Origin of the sequence: Methanobrevibacter sp., from assembly GCF_015062935.1 — an archaeon.
Classification (GTDB): domain Archaea; phylum Methanobacteriota; class Methanobacteria; order Methanobacteriales; family Methanobacteriaceae; genus Methanocatella.
Genome location: NZ_SUTM01000022.1, coordinates 1 through 19,455, shown reverse-complemented (window position 1 = coordinate 19,455; position 19,455 = coordinate 1). Strand labels below are relative to the sequence as shown.

Sequence of the window (19,455 nt, the reverse complement as noted above, 5' to 3'; positions counted from 1 at the left end):
TAAATACTTATTTGATTATCTTTTTTAGACGGTATTTAATAAAATTAGGTAATTTTTTGCTATTTTTAAGTTGAGCGTTGATTTTTTTAAGCTCATGATTTTTCAAAAGCAAATCGAAATGATTTTTAGTTTTGGAGTTTATTACACTTTCAAAAATAAATCTGTTATCGCCTGTTAGACATCCTTCAAATGCATTGTCTTCGATTGAGGTGAAATCCCTTTTCATCTCATCATAAAACATCTGCCTGTACTCCTCATGGATATCAACGTATCTTGCATATATCCACTGGACCTTTTTGTTGTACAGTATGTTCTTATATGTATCCAGATGTCCGTATTTTACAAATAACTTGATAATATTGTTCACCACATTGATAATGTTGACGTATCTCTCGTCTCCCGCTCCGGTGGATGATGCGGAGTGTCGCCTTCTTGTGTAGTATGCCTTGTCCTTGAAATACATCCTTTTGGCGTTGAATAAGACTTCCCAGAAAAACTGGTTGTCATGGAAAATGGATCCCTCAAGAAACTTGGCTTGTGACTTGTTTACAAATTCCAGATTGTAGAACTTGCACCAAGGGGTAACGCTTATATCGAAAATGTGCTCATGCAAATCATCAAAGCCGAATACTTTATCATTTACAAAGGCTTTAAGTTTAGGCATTGAATAGTAATCGGTGTCATAGTATGTGTCTGTGTCTGAGTCGTAGTTTGTTGCTTTAAATATTATAAAATCAAGTGACTTTTCATCTGCGATTGCAACAAGCTCTTCAAATGCATTCAAATCAAGAATATCATCGGCATCCATGAAGTAGAGATATTTGCCTGTCACATGTTTCAGGGCGAAATTACGTGCAGCGCCTCCTCCCTGGTTGGTCTGGGAAAAGACTTTTACCCTTGAGTCTGCATCGGCAATGCTTTTCAGTATCTCCAGTGATGAGTCTGTTGAACCGTCATCCACACATACGAGTTCAATGTCCTGATATGTCTGGTTGAGTATGCAGTCTATTGACGCTTTCAAATATTCGCTTGCATTGTATACGGGCATTACAACAGATATCTTTGACATTTAATCACCTTAGCTTTGATTTTACCAGTTTGGGAATTGATGAGTCCATCAAATCCTTCAGGTGTGCGTTTTCCTTTTCAAGTTCATAGTTTTCCATATGAAGGTCAAATTCCTCATGAATGTCTGATTCAAGAACACTTTCAAATATCTTTGTCTTTCTCTCATCAAGATTTTCAAGGAAGTATTTTAAGAACTTCTCATCATCTGCAAGTTTTTGGTAGTCCTTTTTCATCTCCTTAAAAAATGTCTCCTTGAATTCGGGTTTTATGTTTTTGTACCAGTAGTATACGGTTGACACCTTTTTGTCAAAAAGCTCGTCTTTGTAGTAGTCGAACTCGCCGTATCTTGTAAATACGTCCCATATCAGGTTGCATATGTCGATGTAGTTTAAAAACCTCAGGTCCCCTGCCCTTGTTGATGATGTGGGATACCATCTTCTTTTAAAGAGATGCTTTCTTAAAAATGTGATTCTCTCTGCTGCAAAAAGAACGTCATAGAAAAATACGTTGTCATCGAACACCAGTCCTTCGGGGAATCTGATATTGTTTTTTTCGATGAATTTTCTATTGTATAATTTTGACCATGGTGTTACTGTAATGTCAAAGACATAATCCCTGATGTCCCTATAATTGAATACTGACTCACCGACGTAATCGGCCAGTGCGTTCATGCTGTAGTTTTCCTCCTCAATCAGCTCGTCCTTGTCCATGTAGTAGTTTATTGCCTGAAAGATAACAAAGTCAACATTCTTTTGGATGCATCTATTGTATGCAAGCTCCAATGCTTTAAGGTCAAGTATGTCGTCTGAGTCCATTAAAAAAAGGTATTCTCCCTGAGCCATGTCGATTCCACGGTTTGTTGCAACTGCATGACCTCCGTTTTCCTGATCTATTACGGTTATTCTTTTATCACGTGAAGCGTATTCATTAAGTATGTCAAGTGAATTGTCCGGTGAACCGTCATTGACGCATATTATCTCTATATCCTCAAGTGTCTGGTTCACAATACTGTCCAGGCATTCGCCAAGAAAGTCTTCAACATTATAAACAGGAATTACAACAGATACCTTAACCATGAAAAAATCCTCTAAAAAAATAAATTAAAAAAATGATGAAAGCTAGTAGCCGTCATCAATAACCAAATCATAAACTGTGTGGGATTCCTTGTTGAACATTGTTCCGTTATAGTCACAGTGAATGGTGTAGTTACCGTTTTCAAATGTGACAAGTTCCACGTTTGCCTCACCGTTGTCGTCTGTGGTTACCTGGTACTTGTTTGCCCATCCGGAATCATCCAAAATCTTTATATCAACAACTTCGCCCGGATATACATTCCTGTATTCATCAGTCAGAAGAATTTCAACGAACTTTCCGTTCTGGAGTGTTTTGTTGCTTGTAACCTCCACTTTGGTGTTGTGTGAATTTCCTGAGATGTATAGGAATGAACCGACGGCGGCTATTAAAATAATTATGATAACATATATCGCCAATCGTTTAGTGTCCATTGCATCACCTATTTGTTGTGTATCAGTAAAACGTCAATGTCAGCTGTTTTAAGAACCTTTTCCGCTACGCTTCCTATTACCAATTTTTGAAGTCCGCTTTTTCCGGAAGCTGAAATTACGATTAAATCGACTCCTTCCTCTTCAACCACCTTGTTTATTGTTTCTGCCGGAAAACCAGTCCTGACCATGGTTTTTACATTTAGGCCATCTTCGAATTTGGCTTCCATTTTAGCTACTGCCTCTTCGGCTTCCTTTTTCATTCTGGCGTTGATTTTTTTGACTTTTGTTCTGCCCTGAAATGCACCGGAGGTAATTTTTCCAGCAACGGACAGGACTATTATTTCACCGTCATCTGCAATCAGTTTTGTTACTCTGTCGACTTCCTCTTCGGCATAGCCTGAACCGTCAGTAGGTAATAAAATCTTGTTATACATATATTCTTGCACCCAATCTTAAGTAAAAATATATATGTCTTTAATAGTTAATAATGTTTTTTTATATTAGAACATATTCAAATGTCTGAATAATACTGTGATGTTAAGTTTCCAAAAAAAAGTAGATTATAAAAGAGCTTGGATAGCTTCTTTTACATCATTCAAGTCTTCTGTAGGTTCGAATCTGCGAACGACATTACCCTGGCGGTCAACAAGGAACTTGGTGAAATTCCATTTGATGTTATTGTTGTCCTTGTAATGTCTGTCTATCATCTTGACGACAAGCTTGAGTTTGCCTGCACCGCTGCCTGTAAAACCTGTAAATGGCTGTTCGTTTTTGAGATATTCAAATAATGGTGATGCGTTTTCGCCGTTTACATCTATCTTGTCGAAGATTGTGTATGGAACAAGCCATTTTGATCGGCATACTTCTGTGATTTCCTCGGTTGTTCCCGGAGCCTGTTTTCCAAACTGGTTGCATGGGAAATCCAGAATCTCAAAGCCCTGTTCGTTAAATTCATTGTAAATTTCGTTGAGTTCTGTGTACTGTGGTGTGAAACCACATTTGGTTGCTGAGTTGACTATCAATAGTACCTTATCCTTGTATTGGCTTAGGGAAACCGGGTTTCCTTCACCGTCTTTCACTTCAAAATCATATATGCTCATGGCTATTCCTCCACGATTTAAAAATATATTGTAGAATGAACATATTTAAATTTTTTTATAGTACTTTTTCAAATGATTTAATTATAATTAAATTCAAATATAATTTCATGACAAGACAAGCTAAAATCGTAAGAACTAGTATAATCGGAATTGTAGTAAACCTTATTCTAGTTGCCTTCAAGGCCACAATCGGTATTTTAACCAATTCCATTGCGATTACATTGGATGCGGTCAACAATCTTACCGATGCATTGTCATCAATAATTACTATAATCGGAGCCAAGCTTTCCGGAAAGGCACCTGACAAGGACCATCCATACGGTTACGGAAGAATCGAGTATTTCTCATCAGTTATCATTGTGGCTATTGTTCTCTGGGCAGGATTCACATCCCTTATGGAGTCATGGCCAAAGATATTCAATCCTGACGTTACAAACTATACTACCGTTTCTCTTGTAATCATTGCGGTTGCTGTTGCCGTCAAGTTCATGCTTGGAAGATACGTTAAAAGTGTCGGTGAAGAGATTAACTCCCAGGCTCTTGTAGCTTCAGGAAGCGATGCGTTTTTCGATTCAATACTTTCACTTTCAACACTTGTTGCTGCAATCATATCCCTGTTTTTCCACATATCACTTGAAGGAATCCTGGGTGTGCTCATCTCATTCGTGATTCTCAAAGCCGGTTATGACATGCTTAAAGAAACATTGGACAGCATGCTCGGTGCAAGAGCAGACCATGAGCTGTCAGTGAAAATCAAGGAATCACTGTGTGAAGTTCCAGAAGTATACGGCGCATATGATCTATTCATACACAATTACGGACCTGAAAACATTCAGGCTTCAGTGCATGTTGAAATTGACGATTCACTTACAACCGTGGATATTCAGAGACTTACAACAAAGCTCCAGTACAAGATATATCAGGAGTTCTCAATACCTCTGGTTGCTGTGGGCGTATATGCCAAAAACGACAAGTACAAGGACATCCGTGACGATTTAGATGACATCATCTCCCAGTATGATGAGATTATCGAAACCCACGGTTTTATAGTATATGAAGAGGACAATACAGTGTCCTTTGATTTGATTGTTGATTTTGATGCCGACAGGGCCGCCATAAAGCAGAAGGTACTTGATGAAATAAAATCAAGACATCCTAACTATAATTATGTCATAATTGATGATTACGACATTACAGATTAAATACTAGTTTAAATATAAATATTAAGTAGGTGAATTTTAATGGAAACCAAAAATATAATTTTAATTGCTATTGCAGTTCTTGTTATAGCACTTATAGCTGTTGCAGCTTTTGTTTATGTTTCAGATTCATCAAATGTGGACATTACTAAAAATGCCACAAACAATACCAACAAGACAGTCATTGACGTTGACAAGGCAGGTAACAATACCACTGTCGTCGGTGATAATTCAAAATTAAATGGAACAAACAACACAAACGCAACCTATAAAGTATACAATCCTCAAAGTGACTCCTATGTTCCTGTTATTGGTGAAAAATACGATGATGAGGTTAACAGATGGTACACTTATGACAGTGATGGTGTAAGATATTATAACACAAGAATTAATTAAATTTAATTCTTTCTTTTCTTTTTTTTAATCCAGAAATACAGAATTTACAAGATTGTCCCTGTATGTGGTTTCATCCCTCAGGCTCTCAATGTGATGTATGACATTAAGCTTCAAGTCTTCCAGCTTTATCCTTGTTTCAAGATCATCGAAATTGATGAGAAACCTTATTATGTATTTAATATCCATGTCATAGTCATAGACCACCCATGTGGGGCCGTTTATGTCAAGAAGCTGGATTGACCATTTTGACATTATTTCAGTAATCTGTCTGGTTGTTTCATCAACGTCAAAGTCCGGGTAAAAAAGCAGTTCTTTCATTGGTAAAAGTCCTCAGGTTCGGTTTTTATCTGTTTTGCCATTTCTATTTCGGCAGGGTTGAATATTCCAAGCATTACAATTTCGCTTTTCTTGATAGACATTGCCTGTGAGAGGCTTTCATCCTCCACTGAAATCATTGCAATATTGAGCCATTCCTCATCTTCGGCCAGATATTTGCATGGCTCGAAAAGCTGAAAGTTGGTTACAATGGTAATCAGCAAATCTTCAATCGCTGTTTCGTTATCTGTGTGCTGCATGTTCAAGTCAAGAATCTTTTGTTTTACATTCATGATATCACGTTTTCATATAGAAATTCATTGTGAAGAATTCCGTCTTCAAGGTATTCGGCTGAAACTTTCGAAAAACCCAGAGATGTGTAGAATTCGCTCAGGTATGTCTGACCTGATAATCTAATTGTATCTTTTTTTAAATCATTAATAATAAATTTTATGGCTATTTGCATTATCTTTCTTGCAAGACCCTTGCCTCTGTACTGTTTTTTGACCACAAGTCTTCCGATTGATATATCCTCAAACCTTGTTTTTTCAGGAAGAATTCTGAGCGCTGCAACAACTGAAGCGTTATCTTCAATTATTAAATGATATGCGTCGATGTCGTATCCGTCAGGGTCATTGTAGATTGACTGCTGCTCCACGACAAATATCTCGGACCTTAATCTTAATATATCATAGAGCTCCAGGTTTGAAAGCTCATCAAATGTCTTCAGCATTGCCTTCATAATCACCACATCCTGTTGTAGCTTTCAAGGGTTTCGACATTGTCCATTGCAACTGCAAATCCTTCAGCAAGGATAAGGATTATGGCCTGTTTAAATCCTTCATTATTTAAGAGTGTGCAGTTTTCAAGTCTGAGATTGTTATAGTCCGGTTGGTCCATGATTTCAGCTCTGAACTTGTCTTTGATTTCACCTAAAAGCTTATCGTTGATGAATGATTCGAGAATGTTTTTAATGACGTTTGCAAAGCTGTTTCCGATAGTCTTGAGCATTTCTATATCTTCTCTGGCAATATCAATTGTCTTTTCAATGCTTAAAAATGATGAGTAGTCCTGATATCCGTATAATGTGAATCTTCCCTCAACGGTATGTGCCGCATATTCATCAACCAGCTGGTTTAACGGCGAATAGGACATGATGAATGTTACTACTGATTCCAGTTCGGTTGTTTTTTTAGAGTCAAGCATCACGCACAATATCTGTGTGAGAATTTCCTTTACAAGAAAGTGTGTAAGCTCATGAATCAAAGTAGTAATCTGTAAAACATCAAGCTGTCTGTCGTCTATGAATATTTTGTTGAACTGGTATATTCCAAGCTCGGGTCCGTATGACTTGTATTCCATCTCAACGAATGATTTTGCAAAAAGAATAATCTTGTCGAGAATGCCGAGCTCTGATAAAAGAATGTCATTCTCTTTAATGGTTTTATCAAGTCTTCTAAGTGCGGATCTTTTGATTTTAAGAGCAATCTTTTCGATGTCGAAATCAGCTGATGCAATCATCTCAAGGTTTTCGTCGCTTAGAATTTGGCCAAAGTCATTGAGTGTTCTTGAACCCCTGCAGATGAATTTCGGTTTTATTTCAATGTCTTTTACATTAACGTCCCTGATTTCTTTTAGAGTTTCTGCACACTCAAGGCAGAAGTTTTCGCTTTCGGGATATTTTTTCCTGCATTTGGGGCAGAACTTGACCAGAGGTTCACTGAATGCGGCGTCAAAACACACATCAGCTTTTATAAGATAGCTTCTAAGCTCTACAATATCCTCTTTTTCAAGGGCCGCCTGAACAAGCCTTGTCTTTTCAATGTCGACTCGTGTATATCTGGAGAGGTTTTTAAGGTTCAATTGATCACCACATTATCATGAAGCTGATAAACCATACCACTACCGCCAGGGCAATGATTAGTTTTGCATGAAATTTTGCTTGGCTTTCATCACGTGTAATAAGATATATCCCGATTATTATTCCTCCAAGAGGTATGAGCAGGGCTAAAATATATCCTGCAACGATTGCCAGTGTATGGCTCTTTTCACTTGTCTGTACAGGTGTGAAATTACCGGTGCCCTGTGCAGTGTATGATGAGACATCCTTTCCGCAGTTTTTGCAGAACTTTGCATCATCAACAAGCTCTTCACCGCAGAACGGACAGAATTTTGTCATGCTATTCACTTCCAATTTCTTTGAATACCCTTTCAATGAGGTGTTCTTCGGATTTGTAGAAATCAAGCTGGAGTTCGTGCTGGAGATAGTCAGGTGCGTTGAGAAGTTCCATCATTGCCTTCCATGGTCCGTAGACCTTTTTGGCTCCTTCACCTATGCAGCGTTCCAGTGTTTTTGGCAAGTTTCCAATAACTGACTCTGGAAGTATAACTGTAGATACTTCAAAACTTGAATTATTTTTCATCAATTCATTTGCTACAAGTTCTGCTAAATAATAATCCTTAGGTCCTGCCAAAGTGTTTAAATTATCGATGATAGTTTCATTATTTTTGATGGATATCTTGTAGGGGTTTTTGTCTTCCATCAGATAGACTTCACCCACATCAAGGGGCACGTCAAAATGAGGTTCTGTAATCTCCTCTTCCTCTTCAGCTTCCTCCTCATCAATAAGATCATCATATCCCAGAGTGTCAAAGTCAAAGGGATGTTCGGGATAGGGTTTCATCACATTGACTGCCGGTGCGGAGACATTGCCGTCCTCACCGGCTATTTTTTTTAAAAGTCGGATGATTTCCTCATTTTGAGCTTCAATATTCTTGTTGATTTTAATCAGTTCAGATAACTCGGACATAATATTACCTATTGTTTTCTATCGTTTTAAATTTTAATGTCAAATAAGTAGTACATTGACTCGCACAGTCTCTCGTCATTAGCAAACCTTTCAAAGCCCAGTGAATACATGAGAAGATTAAGCCTTGATATAAGCACATTGTCGCTTCCGGGATTGAGAATTATTCCTTCCATATCCTCGCACAGAACAAAGTTCACAAGGGTTGCAAGATTTACAAGCTGTGAATATTTATATCCCCTGACATTAACGTCATTTATCTTGCTTTCAGAGGTAAAAAGAGCGGCATAGCTTCCCCCTACATTGTCCATATACATGGTGGCAAGAGGGCCTGTATTCTGCTGGTTTATGACGCCGTCCTTCATGTATGGTGCAAGGTCAGTGTCTGATATCATAAGTGCTAATAGTCTTGAGTTTGAAAGCCTTTCGAAAAGCGCCTCGTAGTCTCCGATGTTTTGTGGATTTGATATGAATCCTTCAAGATCATCATTGTTGACACTTTCCATAATTGATTTAAGTTCGTCTTCGCTGTAGGCATTGGTTGAGTAAAAATTAGTCTTTGGTATGTTCTTGATGCCAAGAATGAATTCCTTTTTGAATAGATATTTCTCTGAAGCGGGATTGAGGATGTATCCTTCGATATCTGAAGTTTTCAGTATGTTTTGATAAAGCTCGAAGGAGTTGTTTAGAACCTCAATGTCTGCGCTTTTGTAGAACTTGCGGAATTCATCAAGGTCAGTGAAAAGCGGAGTGATTTTTAAATCCTCATCATCATATATAATGAAATTCAGCTTGCCGTTTTCCCTTTTAGCGGGAATATATAGATTGGAATATCTGAATTCGTTAATAAGACGTGTGAGAAGGATTTCAGTCACTTCGTTTCCGTTTGAATATATGTCTTCAATTACATTCCTTAGGTGTTTGTGTGTTATCATCATTAAAGTATTATGTATCGGATGATTAAAAATCTTTTAGATTAGGAATGCGTATTCAAGGCTTTCCTTAAACCTGTCGTCTTCGGCTATGAGTTCGAATCCCCTTGCCTGTGAGATGATTTCCTCACGCAGTATATAGAAGTCAAGTGAATTCGGATTGATTATGATTCCGTCCATGTCGTTTTTGAGAACAAAATCGAAAAGGTCTGTGAGAACTGTTACCTGACCGTATATGTTTAAATCTGTTCCTTCGAATGATTCCTGCATTTCCTTCTTGCTTGTGAAAAGAACAGCCAGATGAATCGGGTCATCGTCAATGTAGAACAAATCGAATCCGCCGACGTCACTGCATCTTATGATTCCGTCACGTGCTGATGCGTCAAGAGGCTCATCACTGAACACTGCATTTAAAAGACGTGCATTTGAAAGCTCAACCATTAACGGTTCAAGATCTTTACGGCTAAAGTCTGATTTTAAAAATTCAATTAGCTCATCGTTTGTAACGCTTTCAAAGATTTCCTTGTATTCTTTATCGCTGAGGGCTTCGCCATCACCGAACTTTACCGGAGTTCCTGTTGGAATCTGTGAGAGAAACTCGTTGTCCAGTTTCACGGCAAGGCTTTCAATGTCAATAACAACACCGTCAAGATTGCTGTGCTCTACAATGTCAAGATACATGTCAAAATCATGGTCCCATGCTTCATAAGGGCTTTCCTCATCTGTATGCTTTTCAAACTCTTCCTGAGTTGTGAAAATAGGGAGGTATGTGTTTCCGTCATCTGAAGTGATGTTTTCAAAGACAACGTCTCCGTCCTCATAATACAGCGGAAGCAGCAGGTTGGAAACCCTGAGCTCTCCGAAAAGATGCAGAAGCAAATCCAGCGGGATTTTTTCATTGTCATCCAAATACAGTTTAACATGTTCCAAAAGATATCCTAAATGTTTGTTTTTAATCTGTGAATTGTCCATAAATTACATCACCTGTTATATGTTTAGTATATATGTTACTAATATATTATAAACGTAAATGTATATTGATTGTTGTTAAAGCGGTATACAAATGTACAAGGAAGTAACAACCATATTACAAGACATATACAATCTTATAAATAAGGTTGTATTTAACCCCAAACATAAAATTAACCATGTCACAACAATATGATGAAGAAGAAATATGGAATATGGTAGGTTTCATTAAAATATCCTCTACAAGATACAAAACTCTGAAGACTCTTGAAAGCAGTTTTCTGATGCCTTCAGAAATAGCACGCTCCACAGGACTTGGAACCACCCAGGTATCCAATGCCCTTCATGATTTGAAAGAAAAAAATCTTGTTGTTTGCGTAAATGAAAATGCAAGCAAGGGAAGAATATATCAAAACACACCACTGGCACTTGAAGTGCTTAATCGAATCGACAACCAGAAGCTAGATTAGTTTTGCAATGACATACTCATACAGATAGAGGAACTTCACCTCTGCTTTTTTAAATTTCATATCCTTTATTTCACTGGCGCTTTTAACACCTTCAATCATCGTATGAGGACTGTTTGCAACATAGCCCAATGCCATCCCGCCGACTTCAACACGCACCGCATCGGGGTCGTGCTCGTTTTCACTGTCCCTTACCAGATCAACCACAAGACCTTCACTGAAAGGCTCAAGTCCCTGATAGAACTGTGTTCCAGTAATGCATATGAGAGCATCATCAGTTGTGTTAATGTAATCGGTATGTTTGTCAAGCTGAGATATCTCATCAGTCATGTTTTCAGCTATCATGTAGCATTTTCTGGATGCAATTTTATCACCAAGACAGTCCAGTATGCTTCCCTTAAGATACCAGAACTTTTCCATGTCGATATCCATGGTCAGATATGCTGCGTTTTCAATTGCTTCGGTTATTAATTCCAAAGCCTGATTTTTGTCGTTAAGTGAGTTTGCCCAGCCGTATTGAGCATTTACCTTATTGAGCATTACCTCTTCGCTTTCCTGAATTTCCAGGGATTTGTCGAATGCTTCAAGAGACTGGCGAAACTTATGCAAATCCTGTAAAATAAGTCCTTTTAAATTGTAGTATTCACTGTTGAGCTCATCATGTTCTATGGCCAGGTTTATGAGGGTCAGTGCCTCGTTGTATCTTCTTTTTGATTTGAGCCTTAGCGCTTCCTGGCTTAAAATTTCTGAAATATTATCCTGCTTTTTTTCTTGTTTTTTAGTCCATCCGTCAAGAGTTTCCTTTGAAATGTCTTTCTGGGATGTCATCTGAATCACTACTCGTTGTCAAGATAGTCCACTATTTCCTTTCCTGCACTTGTAAGGCGATAGATTCTGTTTCTTTTGCTTTCCTCATTTATGCATTCGGCAACCTCATAATTTTTAAGCTGCCTTAGGACATTGGAAATGTGGTTCATCCTGATTCCTGCATCCTGAGCAATCTGGCTTGGAGTCTTGTCCTCGTCCTTAAGGGCCTTTACAGCCCTTACCCGGTAGGTTGATATGTTTACGTATGCGAATTTCTTCAATGTTTCATCATCCATATTATCGACCACATTATTAACTTGTTAAGTCCAAATTATATATACTTATCTACAATGTTATTTATAGGTATCCACGGAATTTATCAAATCATCCATATCATCAATAAGGTTATGGACATCCTCCTCTTTTGACTCGTCCATGCTTACAACAAGCTCGTTTGTCAAATCGTCCAGCTTTGCAATGATTGTATTGAGAATTTCTATTTTTGAGTCAAGCTCGCTTTTTATTCTTGGTGAAAAGTCGCTTGAAAGGTTAATGATGTTCAGTGCGGATGCAGCCTGACTTTTGAAAAGATCCCTTGCATTGTCCACAGATGTGATGAACCTTGTATAGGTAAGCTGCGGCGGTGCGAAACGCTTTTCGATAAGCTTTCTTGCGGCCTCGTCCTTTGCATCGTATTTCTCTTTTAAGTTTTCGATTTCCCTTTTGTATCTTAAAAGCTCTGAATCTGTAACGTCCCGGGATGCATCCTCAATGACTTCAGGTTCCTTTTTAGGGATTTCCCTTTTAGGTTTTTTTGCGGTTTTAATCATTCTAGGATTTGTTGAAGGCTTGTATGTTAACTTGTGAATTACAAAACCTACAGCAAATGCGGGAATTGTGAATATTGATGCAAAAACCACCATAAATGCCAGACTTATGGAAGCGGTAGTTGCCCATATAGCACATAAAATGAATATTACCACAGTAATGATTTTGGTTTTTGAGAGGATGAACTCACCGGACCTCTTGTCCTGCCAGTAAAAAAGAGTGTTTATAACATCTCTTCCAAATCCGAAATCATTGTATCCGAGCTGTGCATCTGAAGGTTTCAGAATTGTTCTTCTGATAAGATATCCTCCGGCATAAAATGCCAAAGCTATTACAAGACCTATTGCAGCTACAACAAGAGGAAATGGTGTTGCAAAACACCCTATAATGAATGTAACTGCCACAAATGCGCCGAGCACCTTTGATTTTGCCAGTATATACCGGTTGTTGAAGTTCCAGTAAAACAGCCTGTGCACTACACTGTCATCTGCTTCAATGATTTCCGCCTTTTTTCTGAAGGACTGTGACTTGCAGTTGGGACAGAAGTTTGAGCTTTCATCCACTTCGCTTCCGCAGTTGTTGCATATCTTAGATGTCATTGTCATCCACCAAAAAATCCTCATAAGTTAAAGTGTTAAGTTCATCATCACTAATGTCTGTTTTAGGCGCAAGCCTGTTTGCCTGAGCGGTGAGAACCTCTTCGAAAAGATTCCTTACAGCTCTTGCATTTGCAAAGTTCTTTGAGCGGTTTTCATACATCTTCTCACAGTACTGTCTGATGTATTCATCAGCCGCCTCGTCAAGTTTCAGGTTTGCGTCACCTGCCATGAGCATGAATATGTTGTAGAGCTCCTCTGCATCGTAATCGTCAAAGTAGATGAATTTGTTGAACCTTGATTCAAGACCCGGATTTGAGTTTAAAAAGTTGTCCATAAGACCGGGGTATCCCGCAACAATAACGATGAAATCATCACGGTTGTCCTCCATTGCCTTTAGGAGTGTGTCTATTGCCTCTTTTCCGTAGTCGTTTTCGCTTGACTGGTTAAGTGAGTATGCCTCATCGATGAAAAGTATTCCGCCGAGAGCAGACTGTATAACCTCCTGAGTCTTGATTGCGGTCTGGCCCACATATCCTCCCACAAGTCCTGAGCGGTCGGTTTCGATGAGATGGCCTTTTGAGAGAAGTCCCATTGCATGATATATTTTGGATAAGAGTCTTGCAACAGTTGTCTTTCCGGTTCCGGGATTACCTGAAAACACCAGATGGAGACTCATGGAAGGCTGTTTTATGCCACGGTCTGACCTGAGCTTCCTGATTCTTACAAGATTAATCAGTGAATTGACATCCTTTTTAACCTTTTCAAGACCTACAAGGCGGTTTAGCTCTTCAATGTATTCGTCAAGTGTTTTTTCGGGTTCGGTTTCCTCAATGCTTTGGGGAATGTCAATCGGCTGTATTTCAGGATTTGTGTCTATTTCATTTTCAGCCATATATTCCTCAAGCTTTCGGATGTATGATGTATAAAGCTCAAGGACTTCATCGTTGAGCTCGTCATCAACTGTTATGAAAAACTTTCCAAGAAACTTGTAGCATTCATAAAGCTGGGCGCATGAGTTTATGTTAGTCATGTCATACTTCGCCCCGAAAAGGTCGATTTCATGCAACGCAACAAATGACAACGGGATTTCATCACCCGCCTTTAAATCAGTAAGGCTTAAAATATCATCCTTGGTGTAGTTAACGTTAAGAAGTGAGTTTATAAACTCAAGTTCGTTGTCTGTTATTACATCATCACCCAGTCCGAGATAGCTGAACCATTTGAAAAAATCATCCAGAACAACGCTTACCAGGTTGGTCTTCTCCATTCTTTCCATTGACGGTGAAAAGTCATAGAATACATTTACAGTATTGACCAGAAACCTGAAATTGTTCAGATAATCTCTCAGATAATCCATTCCCACCTTTTCGACTTCACTTCCGCATGACGGACATGCAGTCTGTGAGTTGTCAAGGATTTTACCGCATTTATTACAAATTGTCCACTCCAACATCATATTAACATTTTATAATTAATCATATTTAAAATAATAATTGGCCGGTTATGCTCAGTGAAATAATGTCAAACAAAAGATGTGACAGGTATGATGCAAATACGTTTTTGGTTTTAAGATATAAAAGCACATCAAATATTGATCCGATTCCCTGAACTACAATAACACGAAGGAATGAGCCGTATTCACCTGCATGCATGAGCCCGAAAAGCACAAGTGCAACAAATACTGAAACGGCCAGGGATGCCTTACGGTTTTTTGAAAATTTATACAGTATAAGCATCATTATAAGGATTATGATGACCTTGAAAAGCTCTTCACCCATCAGCTGGATAAATAAAGGGAGAATAACTTCAATAGTATAGCTGATTGATATTTCGTATCCCATTAACTGAAGCATACTCTGAGGCATACCTTCTGCCATATAGAAAATGGCACCAAAAACTATTGAATATATAAAGCTTAAAATAACTGTCAGGATGATGTATTTGACATCTCCCATGCTTATTTTTTTAAAAAAGTATCCGTAGTTTCCCCTTGCAACAATCAGGATAGGTAATGTTGTTGAAAGCATCAGGGCAATAGGGAAAATTTTGTAGTTAAGTTCAACTGGAATGTGCTTGACAAGCATGACATATGCAACTAGGCCTGCAAGCAACAGAATCCAACTCCACGCCGGAATTTCCGGGACACCATTATAGAACGGCAAGTCTTCCTTTACAGTTTCGAATTTAAAAAAGTCTGTCATAATTATAAATTAATTAAAAAAAAGATATAAATATTTTTATTTGTTCATGAAAATATCAGCATGTTTGGAAAAAACCTGGAAATTATTCACTGAATAATTTCTGCAATGATGAACCTTGAAGCGAACATGAACATCACTTTCGCCATTGCAGATTTTTCAGGCATATCCAACATTGACGCCTTAACGGTTCCCTCAACGGTTGTGGCATCTGAGTTAGCAACATAACCCACAGTTTCACCGTTGATTTCAACCCTGATTGCATCCTTGTCATATCTGTTTTCAGGCTCCTTAATCAAATCCAGTATAACGCCCGGTTTTAAAGGCATTGAACCCTTATAGTGCTGTGTTCCGGTAACACAAATCAGTGTGCTTCTGGAGTTTTTAATGATTTTGCGCTGATTTTCCACTTTTTCAACATCATCATACATCTTTGCCGCCAGAAGAAAGCATATATGGGCATCAACCGGTTTTGCCAGTTTTTCGAGAATTTCACCCTTGCAGTATAAAAAGTCATGGCTGTTTTCACTGTCCGGAAGAATCTTTAAAGCCTCGTTTATAAGGTTCAGCTCATCCTGGGTTATCTCGTTTTTCATAAGTTTGATTGAAAGATAGGATTTAATGCAGAATGCCTTGTTGGAGCGAACAACACTGGACCCGCCACGTTTAAGTGACTCGTCATAACATCTAAATGCATCCTCGTATCTGTTAAGGCCTTCCAATATTATTGCCTTCCGGTTCCAGTCATTGTGATGGCGGTCATCAATATCAAGAGCACTGTTTATCTTTAAAAGTGCAGCATCATAATTCTCCTCACATACATAATCCCATGCCTCATCAGACAACTGCCGGACCCTGCTTTTATTAGCTGGCCTTTCACACTCATCATCGTCATTGCCATTATTTAGATATCCCATATATGGAATGTCCGGAACGCCTACGCTGTCACCCCAGTCTGCGGGATCTCCCACCTGCCACTGGTACGGTTCGTATTCATCACCCATCGTATTTCCTCCTTAAATTACCTTTCATCAACAAGTTTCATTTACCCAGTACTTTTTAAGCTCCACTCCGCAGCTGACGCATTTAACTGCATCGTCACTGTTTGGATATGAGCAGTAATAACATTTCTTTGCCATTTGCCCACCTCAGTCAATCTCACTGAATGTGTCTGAAAGTGTCAATGTGTTTAAATCCAAATCAAATATTCTTCGTTTTCCGTTGACTCTGAAATATGCCTGGACTTCAACCTCATCAATCATCCTGAATTCATCCTTTGCCATATCGTATTCAATCTTGTATCCGCCGTAACATCCTAAAAATTCCATACCCTTGGACTCGACAGAGCTTTTGAACTTGGGATTTTTATACAGCCCGTCATAGCTGTTGCGTGAATAGGCATCCTCGAATATTGATTTTCGAAATGGATCGTCCATGTAGTAGTGAAACTCGTCAACGGTTTTAACATACCCGTTACTGCGTGTAAATGCAAATATGCAGTCGCCGTTGTTGACAACGCAGTTAAGGTTGATGCAGTCCCTGGCAGAGTAAAACTCCAAAAGCTTTCTTTTAAGTCCAAGTCTCTTTTTTGCATCAAAAAGATGCATGCTGTTTAAAACTTCATCAATCTTTTCGGAATCGCTGTTGCCGCCTGTAGGCCTTCTTACATAATTGTTGAATCCGCCGTCAATCTGGTCGTGTTTACTGTCATTATTATTCCATGAAAGATGTGCTCCGCAGTGGGAACAGTATGGGTCGCCTTCCATTATTAGAGATCCGCAGCCAGGACATGTTGGCATCTAATCACTTTATTCATAAAAGTCAGAATCAGCGTATCCCATTTCATCTGCCTCATCAAAGTTGAGCATGTCGTCATCGTATGTGTCCCAGTCGGGACTGTCTGACAAATCAGAGCCGCAGTATGCGCATATCGCATTTGATGAATCATTCAGTCTTCCGCAAACGTCGCATGTAATCATATTGTTCACCTCATACAAGTTTATAGAATATTTCCTTGAAGTTTTTCTGAAGCATATTGCTCAGTATCATTGCTTTCTGTTTTGTTGATGAATTGGGGGAGTAGAACCTGTCGGGGAGAATTTCAAGATAGTTCGGAATGTATTTGGATGCCATTCTTTCAACGTCTTCGAGAAATTCCTCTGAGTCCTCCTCATCAAGCCTGTCTATCTCCTCCAATGTGATTATTCTCTCTTCAAATCTCACCAGTGCCTCGTAATCGAGGACTATCTCCTGTATGCTTAGTTGTATTTCTGAATCCATTATGCCTCACCTTCCACTGAAAACATTTGAAATATTGCCAAGTTTTGTTAGTAGTATATTATCGCTTTGGGGATTTATAACTATTCCGTCCATATTATCATCGAGCTCTTACAGGTTTAAGTTCTTAAATCATCTGCAAAATATTTCTTTAGAAAATTTTTCGGAATTTCACATGCTACACTATCCTTGTTTATCACAAAACCCTCCAATCGATCATCCAAAAGATGAACCATTTCACTGAATGGATTGGTAAGAGGTTCTATGCCAGTTTTCGCATTTTCATATTCCTCAATGTCAGTATACAGTGTGATGAATCTTCTGTTTTTTTCATCCTCAACCGTCATTGCGCCTAAAGCGCCGTCAACAATCTTTGCAGGTATCAGCAGTGAAGAATTTTTAAGCTCAACGGCAAGAAGAGACTCTTCAACAGTGAAATCTTCATGGTGTTCAATCATGTCGCCTATTTTGACGAAAAGTTTTTTCATCTCGTCATGGCGTATTGATTTTATAAGCTCTTCATATGTAATCCCGCAGGTGTCGCATGGCTTGTTGTTGCGGAAATTTCCGTCGCATCTAGGACAGATCATTGTAAAACCCCCAATTTGAATATTTTAACCCTGTTAACACATTAAAACCTCCTTATCTTTTACCGTTGTCATCAAACCATGGCTCGATGCCGGTCTTTTCAAAGTATGCATCATCCCAGCTCGGATCATAGTCATGATATTCCTCTTCATCATTAATTCGGGAATATGTGGACCTTCTGCTGTATGATTTCTTTTTAGTATAATTCTGCGGAGTGTCATTAAACAGGGAAGAGCATAGTGAAATAATTCCGAATATAAAAAGGATTATTATAAGAATATTGAAAAAACCTTCCATAATATTAGCCTCCAAATCCGTATGTAGGAAATCTTAAACCAGTTTTAGGTCTATTTTTGAATATTCTCAATATCTGGATACTTTTAAATTTATGTGTGATGGCTGTTTTTGTCATGTTAATCACCTATCATTTTTTAAGGATTTGCCTTTTAAGCTCTTCCACGTCATAGTCTTCTTCTATGATTTTTCCTAAAGATGACCTTGACTTTTTGGCTTTTCTGAACTTGTTGATGTTTATTTCTTTTACTTCATTATTATTATCATCGGTTTCTGTGTCATCATCATTCTCTTCAGTGTCATCCTTTTCCAAATGGAATACTCCAACATTAACGATTCCGTTTTTCAGCCATATATCAAAATCCCTTTTGGTAAAGAGATGCTTGTTGCTTCTGATGAGATTGTCGATGGAGGCATTTTCATTGTCCAATTTTTCCTGAATCGGCACGGCACTTGGCCTTACGTAACTGTGGTGGAAATCCTCATAGAAATCAACATATTCCTCCACACCATCACGACCCTTAAAGTACCAGTCATACACCTCTTCAAGACTAACGCCGGCATTTCGTGCAGCAACAGTTGAAGTTTTATTGTTTGATATTGATTCGAGAACTATTCTGAATCTTATTTTTCTAAGCAATTCATCCAGGTCATCCTTGCATTCATCATATTCGTCTTCGCTAAGCAGTGATTCCCTCATGGAGATGTTATGGGATTTTCCCTTTTGCCTGTGATTGACATAGGCTTCCTTCTTGATGGATAGGAATTCCTCTTGAACAACCTCGCCTTGAAGAAGGCGAGGATTCCTAGAGTTTTGTTTTTATTACTCAATCGTTTATTGAGTGCTTTCTAGGCAATCCCCCGGGGTTCCACCGGTTAAGTATGTTAATAGCAGCATTGACATCCCTATCTAATTTTTCACCGCATTTCGGGCAAATCCAATCTCGTGTTTTCACATCTAAATTTTCATTTATATGGCCGCATTTGTGGCATGTTTTACTGGTATTTTTGGCATCAACAAACACTACTCCTTCAGCTTCTGGCTTGTACCATTCAAATTTCTTTTTTAATTTATTTATGAATTCAGATAGGGGAAAAATCAAATT

At 38.5% G+C, this 19,455-nt stretch carries 29 protein-coding genes; 3 read left to right on the top strand and 26 right to left on the bottom strand.

The window, feature by feature from the left end; genetic code table 11:
* Positions 1–7: 7 nt before the first annotated feature.
* The 5 genes from E7Z81_RS09925 to E7Z81_RS09905 all read right to left on the bottom strand — a co-directional run bounded on the left by E7Z81_RS09925 (position 8) and on the right by E7Z81_RS09905 (position 3,673).
* Positions 8–1,069 carry a glycosyltransferase family 2 protein gene (locus tag E7Z81_RS09925; protein ID WP_292747179.1) on the bottom strand — a complete coding sequence of 354 codons (1,062 nt, stop codon included), beginning with the start codon at positions 1,067–1,069 and terminating at the stop codon, positions 8–10.
* Between the two features lie 4 nt (positions 1,070–1,073).
* Positions 1,074–2,144, bottom strand: a complete 1,071-nt coding sequence (locus E7Z81_RS09920) for a glycosyltransferase (protein WP_292747176.1) — start codon at positions 2,142–2,144, stop codon at positions 1,074–1,076.
* Positions 2,145–2,186: 42 nt separating this feature from the next.
* The gene (locus E7Z81_RS09915) at positions 2,187–2,573 is read right to left on the bottom strand and encodes a hypothetical protein (RefSeq protein ID WP_292747173.1); all 387 of its coding nucleotides are present in this window, start codon (positions 2,571–2,573) and stop codon (positions 2,187–2,189) included.
* An 8-nt stretch (positions 2,574–2,581) separates the two neighbouring features.
* A complete protein-coding gene (locus E7Z81_RS09910; protein ID WP_292747170.1) occupies positions 2,582–3,007 on the bottom strand; it encodes a universal stress protein in 426 nt (141 codons plus the stop codon).
* Positions 3,008–3,133: 126 nt separating this feature from the next.
* Complete coding sequence (locus tag E7Z81_RS09905) at positions 3,134–3,673, bottom strand: glutathione peroxidase (RefSeq protein ID WP_292747167.1); 540 nt, start codon at positions 3,671–3,673, stop codon at positions 3,134–3,136.
* A gap of 107 nt (positions 3,674–3,780) precedes the next feature.
* Here E7Z81_RS09905 and E7Z81_RS09900 point away from each other — a divergent pair, with 107 nt between their 5' ends.
* Positions 3,781–4,875: a cation diffusion facilitator family transporter gene (locus tag E7Z81_RS09900; RefSeq protein WP_292747164.1), complete on the top strand. Its 1,095-nt coding sequence runs from the start codon at positions 3,781–3,783 to the stop codon at positions 4,873–4,875.
* 39 nt (positions 4,876–4,914) lie between these two features.
* Complete coding sequence (locus E7Z81_RS09895) at positions 4,915–5,268, top strand: hypothetical protein (protein ID WP_292747161.1); 354 nt, start codon at positions 4,915–4,917, stop codon at positions 5,266–5,268.
* Positions 5,269–5,292: 24 nt separating this feature from the next.
* On the opposite strand, the gene E7Z81_RS09890 is transcribed toward E7Z81_RS09895, so the two are convergent.
* From E7Z81_RS09890 to E7Z81_RS09855, 8 genes are read right to left on the bottom strand one after another with little or no spacing between them, the layout of a single operon-like run.
* Positions 5,293–5,586: a hypothetical protein gene (locus E7Z81_RS09890; RefSeq protein ID WP_292747158.1), complete on the bottom strand. Its 294-nt coding sequence runs from the start codon at positions 5,584–5,586 to the stop codon at positions 5,293–5,295.
* Complete coding sequence (locus E7Z81_RS09885) at positions 5,583–5,876, bottom strand: hypothetical protein (RefSeq protein WP_292747156.1); 294 nt, start codon at positions 5,874–5,876, stop codon at positions 5,583–5,585. The genes E7Z81_RS09890 and E7Z81_RS09885 overlap by 4 nt, the downstream gene beginning before the upstream one ends.
* A complete protein-coding gene (locus tag E7Z81_RS09880) occupies positions 5,873–6,325 on the bottom strand; it encodes a GNAT family N-acetyltransferase (protein WP_292747154.1) in 453 nt (150 codons plus the stop codon). Before E7Z81_RS09880 ends, E7Z81_RS09885 begins: the two co-directional genes overlap by 4 nt.
* A gap of 2 nt (positions 6,326–6,327) precedes the next feature.
* Complete coding sequence (locus E7Z81_RS09875) at positions 6,328–7,446, bottom strand: zinc ribbon domain-containing protein (RefSeq protein ID WP_292747151.1); 1,119 nt, start codon at positions 7,444–7,446, stop codon at positions 6,328–6,330.
* A gap of 4 nt (positions 7,447–7,450) precedes the next feature.
* Positions 7,451–7,762 carry a zinc ribbon domain-containing protein gene (locus E7Z81_RS09870; protein ID WP_292747148.1) on the bottom strand — a complete coding sequence of 104 codons (312 nt, stop codon included), beginning with the start codon at positions 7,760–7,762 and terminating at the stop codon, positions 7,451–7,453.
* Between the two features lies 1 nt (position 7,763).
* Positions 7,764–8,393 carry a hypothetical protein gene (locus E7Z81_RS09865; RefSeq protein WP_292747145.1) on the bottom strand — a complete coding sequence of 210 codons (630 nt, stop codon included), beginning with the start codon at positions 8,391–8,393 and terminating at the stop codon, positions 7,764–7,766.
* Positions 8,394–8,419: 26 nt separating this feature from the next.
* On the bottom strand, positions 8,420–9,328 hold the full coding sequence (locus E7Z81_RS09860) for an SseB family protein (RefSeq protein WP_292747143.1): 909 nt from the start codon (positions 9,326–9,328) through the stop codon (positions 8,420–8,422).
* A 33-nt stretch (positions 9,329–9,361) separates the two neighbouring features.
* Positions 9,362–10,294 (bottom strand): SseB family protein, encoded by a 933-nt coding sequence (locus E7Z81_RS09855; RefSeq protein ID WP_292747141.1) that lies wholly within the window; start codon positions 10,292–10,294, stop codon positions 9,362–9,364.
* Positions 10,295–10,470: 176 nt separating this feature from the next.
* Here E7Z81_RS09855 and E7Z81_RS09850 point away from each other — a divergent pair, with 176 nt between their 5' ends.
* Positions 10,471–10,761, top strand: a complete 291-nt coding sequence (locus E7Z81_RS09850) for a MarR family transcriptional regulator (RefSeq protein WP_292747140.1) — start codon at positions 10,471–10,473, stop codon at positions 10,759–10,761.
* Here the strand turns inward: E7Z81_RS09850 and E7Z81_RS09845 are convergent.
* From E7Z81_RS09845 to E7Z81_RS09785, 13 genes are all read right to left on the bottom strand, one after another.
* Positions 10,753–11,586 (bottom strand): HIRAN domain-containing protein, encoded by an 834-nt coding sequence (locus tag E7Z81_RS09845; protein ID WP_292747139.1) that lies wholly within the window; start codon positions 11,584–11,586, stop codon positions 10,753–10,755. The two genes, E7Z81_RS09850 and E7Z81_RS09845, sit on opposite strands and share 9 nt — an antisense overlap.
* A gap of 8 nt (positions 11,587–11,594) precedes the next feature.
* Positions 11,595–11,861 (bottom strand): winged helix DNA-binding protein, encoded by a 267-nt coding sequence (locus tag E7Z81_RS09840; RefSeq protein ID WP_292747136.1) that lies wholly within the window; start codon positions 11,859–11,861, stop codon positions 11,595–11,597.
* A gap of 57 nt (positions 11,862–11,918) precedes the next feature.
* The gene (locus E7Z81_RS09835; RefSeq protein WP_292747133.1) at positions 11,919–12,992 is read right to left on the bottom strand and encodes a zinc ribbon domain-containing protein; all 1,074 of its coding nucleotides are present in this window, start codon (positions 12,990–12,992) and stop codon (positions 11,919–11,921) included.
* Entirely contained in the window at positions 12,982–14,448 is a 1,467-nt protein-coding gene (locus E7Z81_RS09830; protein ID WP_292747130.1) for an AAA family ATPase, read from the bottom strand. The genes E7Z81_RS09835 and E7Z81_RS09830 overlap by 11 nt, the downstream gene beginning before the upstream one ends.
* Positions 14,449–14,473: 25 nt before the next feature.
* Complete coding sequence (locus tag E7Z81_RS09825) at positions 14,474–15,193, bottom strand: CPBP family glutamic-type intramembrane protease (RefSeq protein ID WP_292747127.1); 720 nt, start codon at positions 15,191–15,193, stop codon at positions 14,474–14,476.
* Positions 15,194–15,279: 86 nt separating this feature from the next.
* On the bottom strand, positions 15,280–16,194 hold the full coding sequence (locus tag E7Z81_RS09820) for an HIRAN domain-containing protein (RefSeq protein ID WP_292747124.1): 915 nt from the start codon (positions 16,192–16,194) through the stop codon (positions 15,280–15,282).
* A 144-nt stretch (positions 16,195–16,338) separates the two neighbouring features.
* Positions 16,339–16,989 carry a hypothetical protein gene (locus E7Z81_RS09815; RefSeq protein ID WP_292747121.1) on the bottom strand — a complete coding sequence of 217 codons (651 nt, stop codon included), beginning with the start codon at positions 16,987–16,989 and terminating at the stop codon, positions 16,339–16,341.
* Between the two features lie 9 nt (positions 16,990–16,998).
* Entirely contained in the window at positions 16,999–17,169 is a 171-nt protein-coding gene (locus tag E7Z81_RS09810) for a hypothetical protein (protein WP_292747118.1), read from the bottom strand.
* 10 nt (positions 17,170–17,179) lie between these two features.
* Positions 17,180–17,413, bottom strand: a complete 234-nt coding sequence (locus tag E7Z81_RS09805) for a hypothetical protein (RefSeq protein ID WP_292747115.1) — start codon at positions 17,411–17,413, stop codon at positions 17,180–17,182.
* A 173-nt stretch (positions 17,414–17,586) separates the two neighbouring features.
* Positions 17,587–18,057 (bottom strand): SseB family protein, encoded by a 471-nt coding sequence (locus E7Z81_RS09800; RefSeq protein ID WP_292747112.1) that lies wholly within the window; start codon positions 18,055–18,057, stop codon positions 17,587–17,589.
* Positions 18,058–18,109: 52 nt separating this feature from the next.
* Positions 18,110–18,352, bottom strand: coding sequence for a hypothetical protein (locus E7Z81_RS09795; protein ID WP_292747109.1), 243 nt, complete (start codon positions 18,350–18,352; stop codon positions 18,110–18,112).
* Positions 18,353–18,479: 127 nt separating this feature from the next.
* Positions 18,480–19,049, bottom strand: coding sequence for a hypothetical protein (locus E7Z81_RS09790; protein ID WP_292747106.1), 570 nt, complete (start codon positions 19,047–19,049; stop codon positions 18,480–18,482).
* A 127-nt stretch (positions 19,050–19,176) separates the two neighbouring features.
* Positions 19,177–19,455, bottom strand: a 279-nt coding sequence (locus E7Z81_RS09785; RefSeq protein WP_292747102.1) for a transposase, incomplete at its 5' end; no start/stop codon positions are given.

What these genes read in the sequence shown, in the direction of transcription:
- E7Z81_RS09925 (WP_292747179.1), bottom strand. Translation starts at nt 1,069, where the DNA reads ATGTCAAAGATATCTGTTGTAATGCCCGTATACAATGCAAGCGAATAT.
- E7Z81_RS09920 (WP_292747176.1), bottom strand. Translation starts at nt 2,144, where the DNA reads ATGGTTAAGGTATCTGTTGTAATTCCTGTTTATAATGTTGAAGACTTT.
- E7Z81_RS09915 (WP_292747173.1), bottom strand. Translation starts at nt 2,573, where the DNA reads ATGGACACTAAACGATTGGCGATATATGTTATCATAATTATTTTAATA.
- E7Z81_RS09910 (WP_292747170.1), bottom strand. Translation starts at nt 3,007, where the DNA reads ATGTATAACAAGATTTTATTACCTACTGACGGTTCAGGCTATGCCGAA.
- E7Z81_RS09905 (WP_292747167.1), bottom strand. Translation starts at nt 3,673, where the DNA reads ATGAGCATATATGATTTTGAAGTGAAAGACGGTGAAGGAAACCCGGTT.
- E7Z81_RS09900 (WP_292747164.1), top strand. Translation starts at nt 3,781, where the DNA reads ATGACAAGACAAGCTAAAATCGTAAGAACTAGTATAATCGGAATTGTA.
- E7Z81_RS09895 (WP_292747161.1), top strand. Translation starts at nt 4,915, where the DNA reads ATGGAAACCAAAAATATAATTTTAATTGCTATTGCAGTTCTTGTTATA.
- E7Z81_RS09890 (WP_292747158.1), bottom strand. Translation starts at nt 5,586, where the DNA reads ATGAAAGAACTGCTTTTTTACCCGGACTTTGACGTTGATGAAACAACC.
- E7Z81_RS09885 (WP_292747156.1), bottom strand. Translation starts at nt 5,876, where the DNA reads ATGAATGTAAAACAAAAGATTCTTGACTTGAACATGCAGCACACAGAT.
- E7Z81_RS09880 (WP_292747154.1), bottom strand. Translation starts at nt 6,325, where the DNA reads ATGAAGGCAATGCTGAAGACATTTGATGAGCTTTCAAACCTGGAGCTC.
- E7Z81_RS09870 (WP_292747148.1), bottom strand. Translation starts at nt 7,762, where the DNA reads ATGACAAAATTCTGTCCGTTCTGCGGTGAAGAGCTTGTTGATGATGCA.
- E7Z81_RS09865 (WP_292747145.1), bottom strand. Translation starts at nt 8,393, where the DNA reads ATGTCCGAGTTATCTGAACTGATTAAAATCAACAAGAATATTGAAGCT.
- E7Z81_RS09860 (WP_292747143.1), bottom strand. Translation starts at nt 9,328, where the DNA reads ATGATGATAACACACAAACACCTAAGGAATGTAATTGAAGACATATAT.
- E7Z81_RS09855 (WP_292747141.1), bottom strand. Translation starts at nt 10,294, where the DNA reads ATGGACAATTCACAGATTAAAAACAAACATTTAGGATATCTTTTGGAA.
- E7Z81_RS09850 (WP_292747140.1), top strand. Translation starts at nt 10,471, where the DNA reads ATGTCACAACAATATGATGAAGAAGAAATATGGAATATGGTAGGTTTC.
- E7Z81_RS09845 (WP_292747139.1), bottom strand. Translation starts at nt 11,586, where the DNA reads ATGACATCCCAGAAAGACATTTCAAAGGAAACTCTTGACGGATGGACT.
- E7Z81_RS09840 (WP_292747136.1), bottom strand. Translation starts at nt 11,861, where the DNA reads ATGGATGATGAAACATTGAAGAAATTCGCATACGTAAACATATCAACC.
- E7Z81_RS09835 (WP_292747133.1), bottom strand. Translation starts at nt 12,992, where the DNA reads ATGACATCTAAGATATGCAACAACTGCGGAAGCGAAGTGGATGAAAGC.
- E7Z81_RS09830 (WP_292747130.1), bottom strand. Translation starts at nt 14,448, where the DNA reads ATGATGTTGGAGTGGACAATTTGTAATAAATGCGGTAAAATCCTTGAC.
- E7Z81_RS09825 (WP_292747127.1), bottom strand. Translation starts at nt 15,193, where the DNA reads ATGACAGACTTTTTTAAATTCGAAACTGTAAAGGAAGACTTGCCGTTC.
- E7Z81_RS09820 (WP_292747124.1), bottom strand. Translation starts at nt 16,194, where the DNA reads ATGGGTGATGAATACGAACCGTACCAGTGGCAGGTGGGAGATCCCGCA.
- E7Z81_RS09815 (WP_292747121.1), bottom strand. Translation starts at nt 16,989, where the DNA reads ATGCCAACATGTCCTGGCTGCGGATCTCTAATAATGGAAGGCGACCCA.
- E7Z81_RS09810 (WP_292747118.1), bottom strand. Translation starts at nt 17,169, where the DNA reads ATGATTACATGCGACGTTTGCGGAAGACTGAATGATTCATCAAATGCG.
- E7Z81_RS09800 (WP_292747112.1), bottom strand. Translation starts at nt 18,057, where the DNA reads ATGATCTGTCCTAGATGCGACGGAAATTTCCGCAACAACAAGCCATGC.
- E7Z81_RS09795 (WP_292747109.1), bottom strand. Translation starts at nt 18,352, where the DNA reads ATGGAAGGTTTTTTCAATATTCTTATAATAATCCTTTTTATATTCGGA.
- E7Z81_RS09790 (WP_292747106.1), bottom strand. Translation starts at nt 19,049, where the DNA reads ATGAGGGAATCACTGCTTAGCGAAGACGAATATGATGAATGCAAGGAT.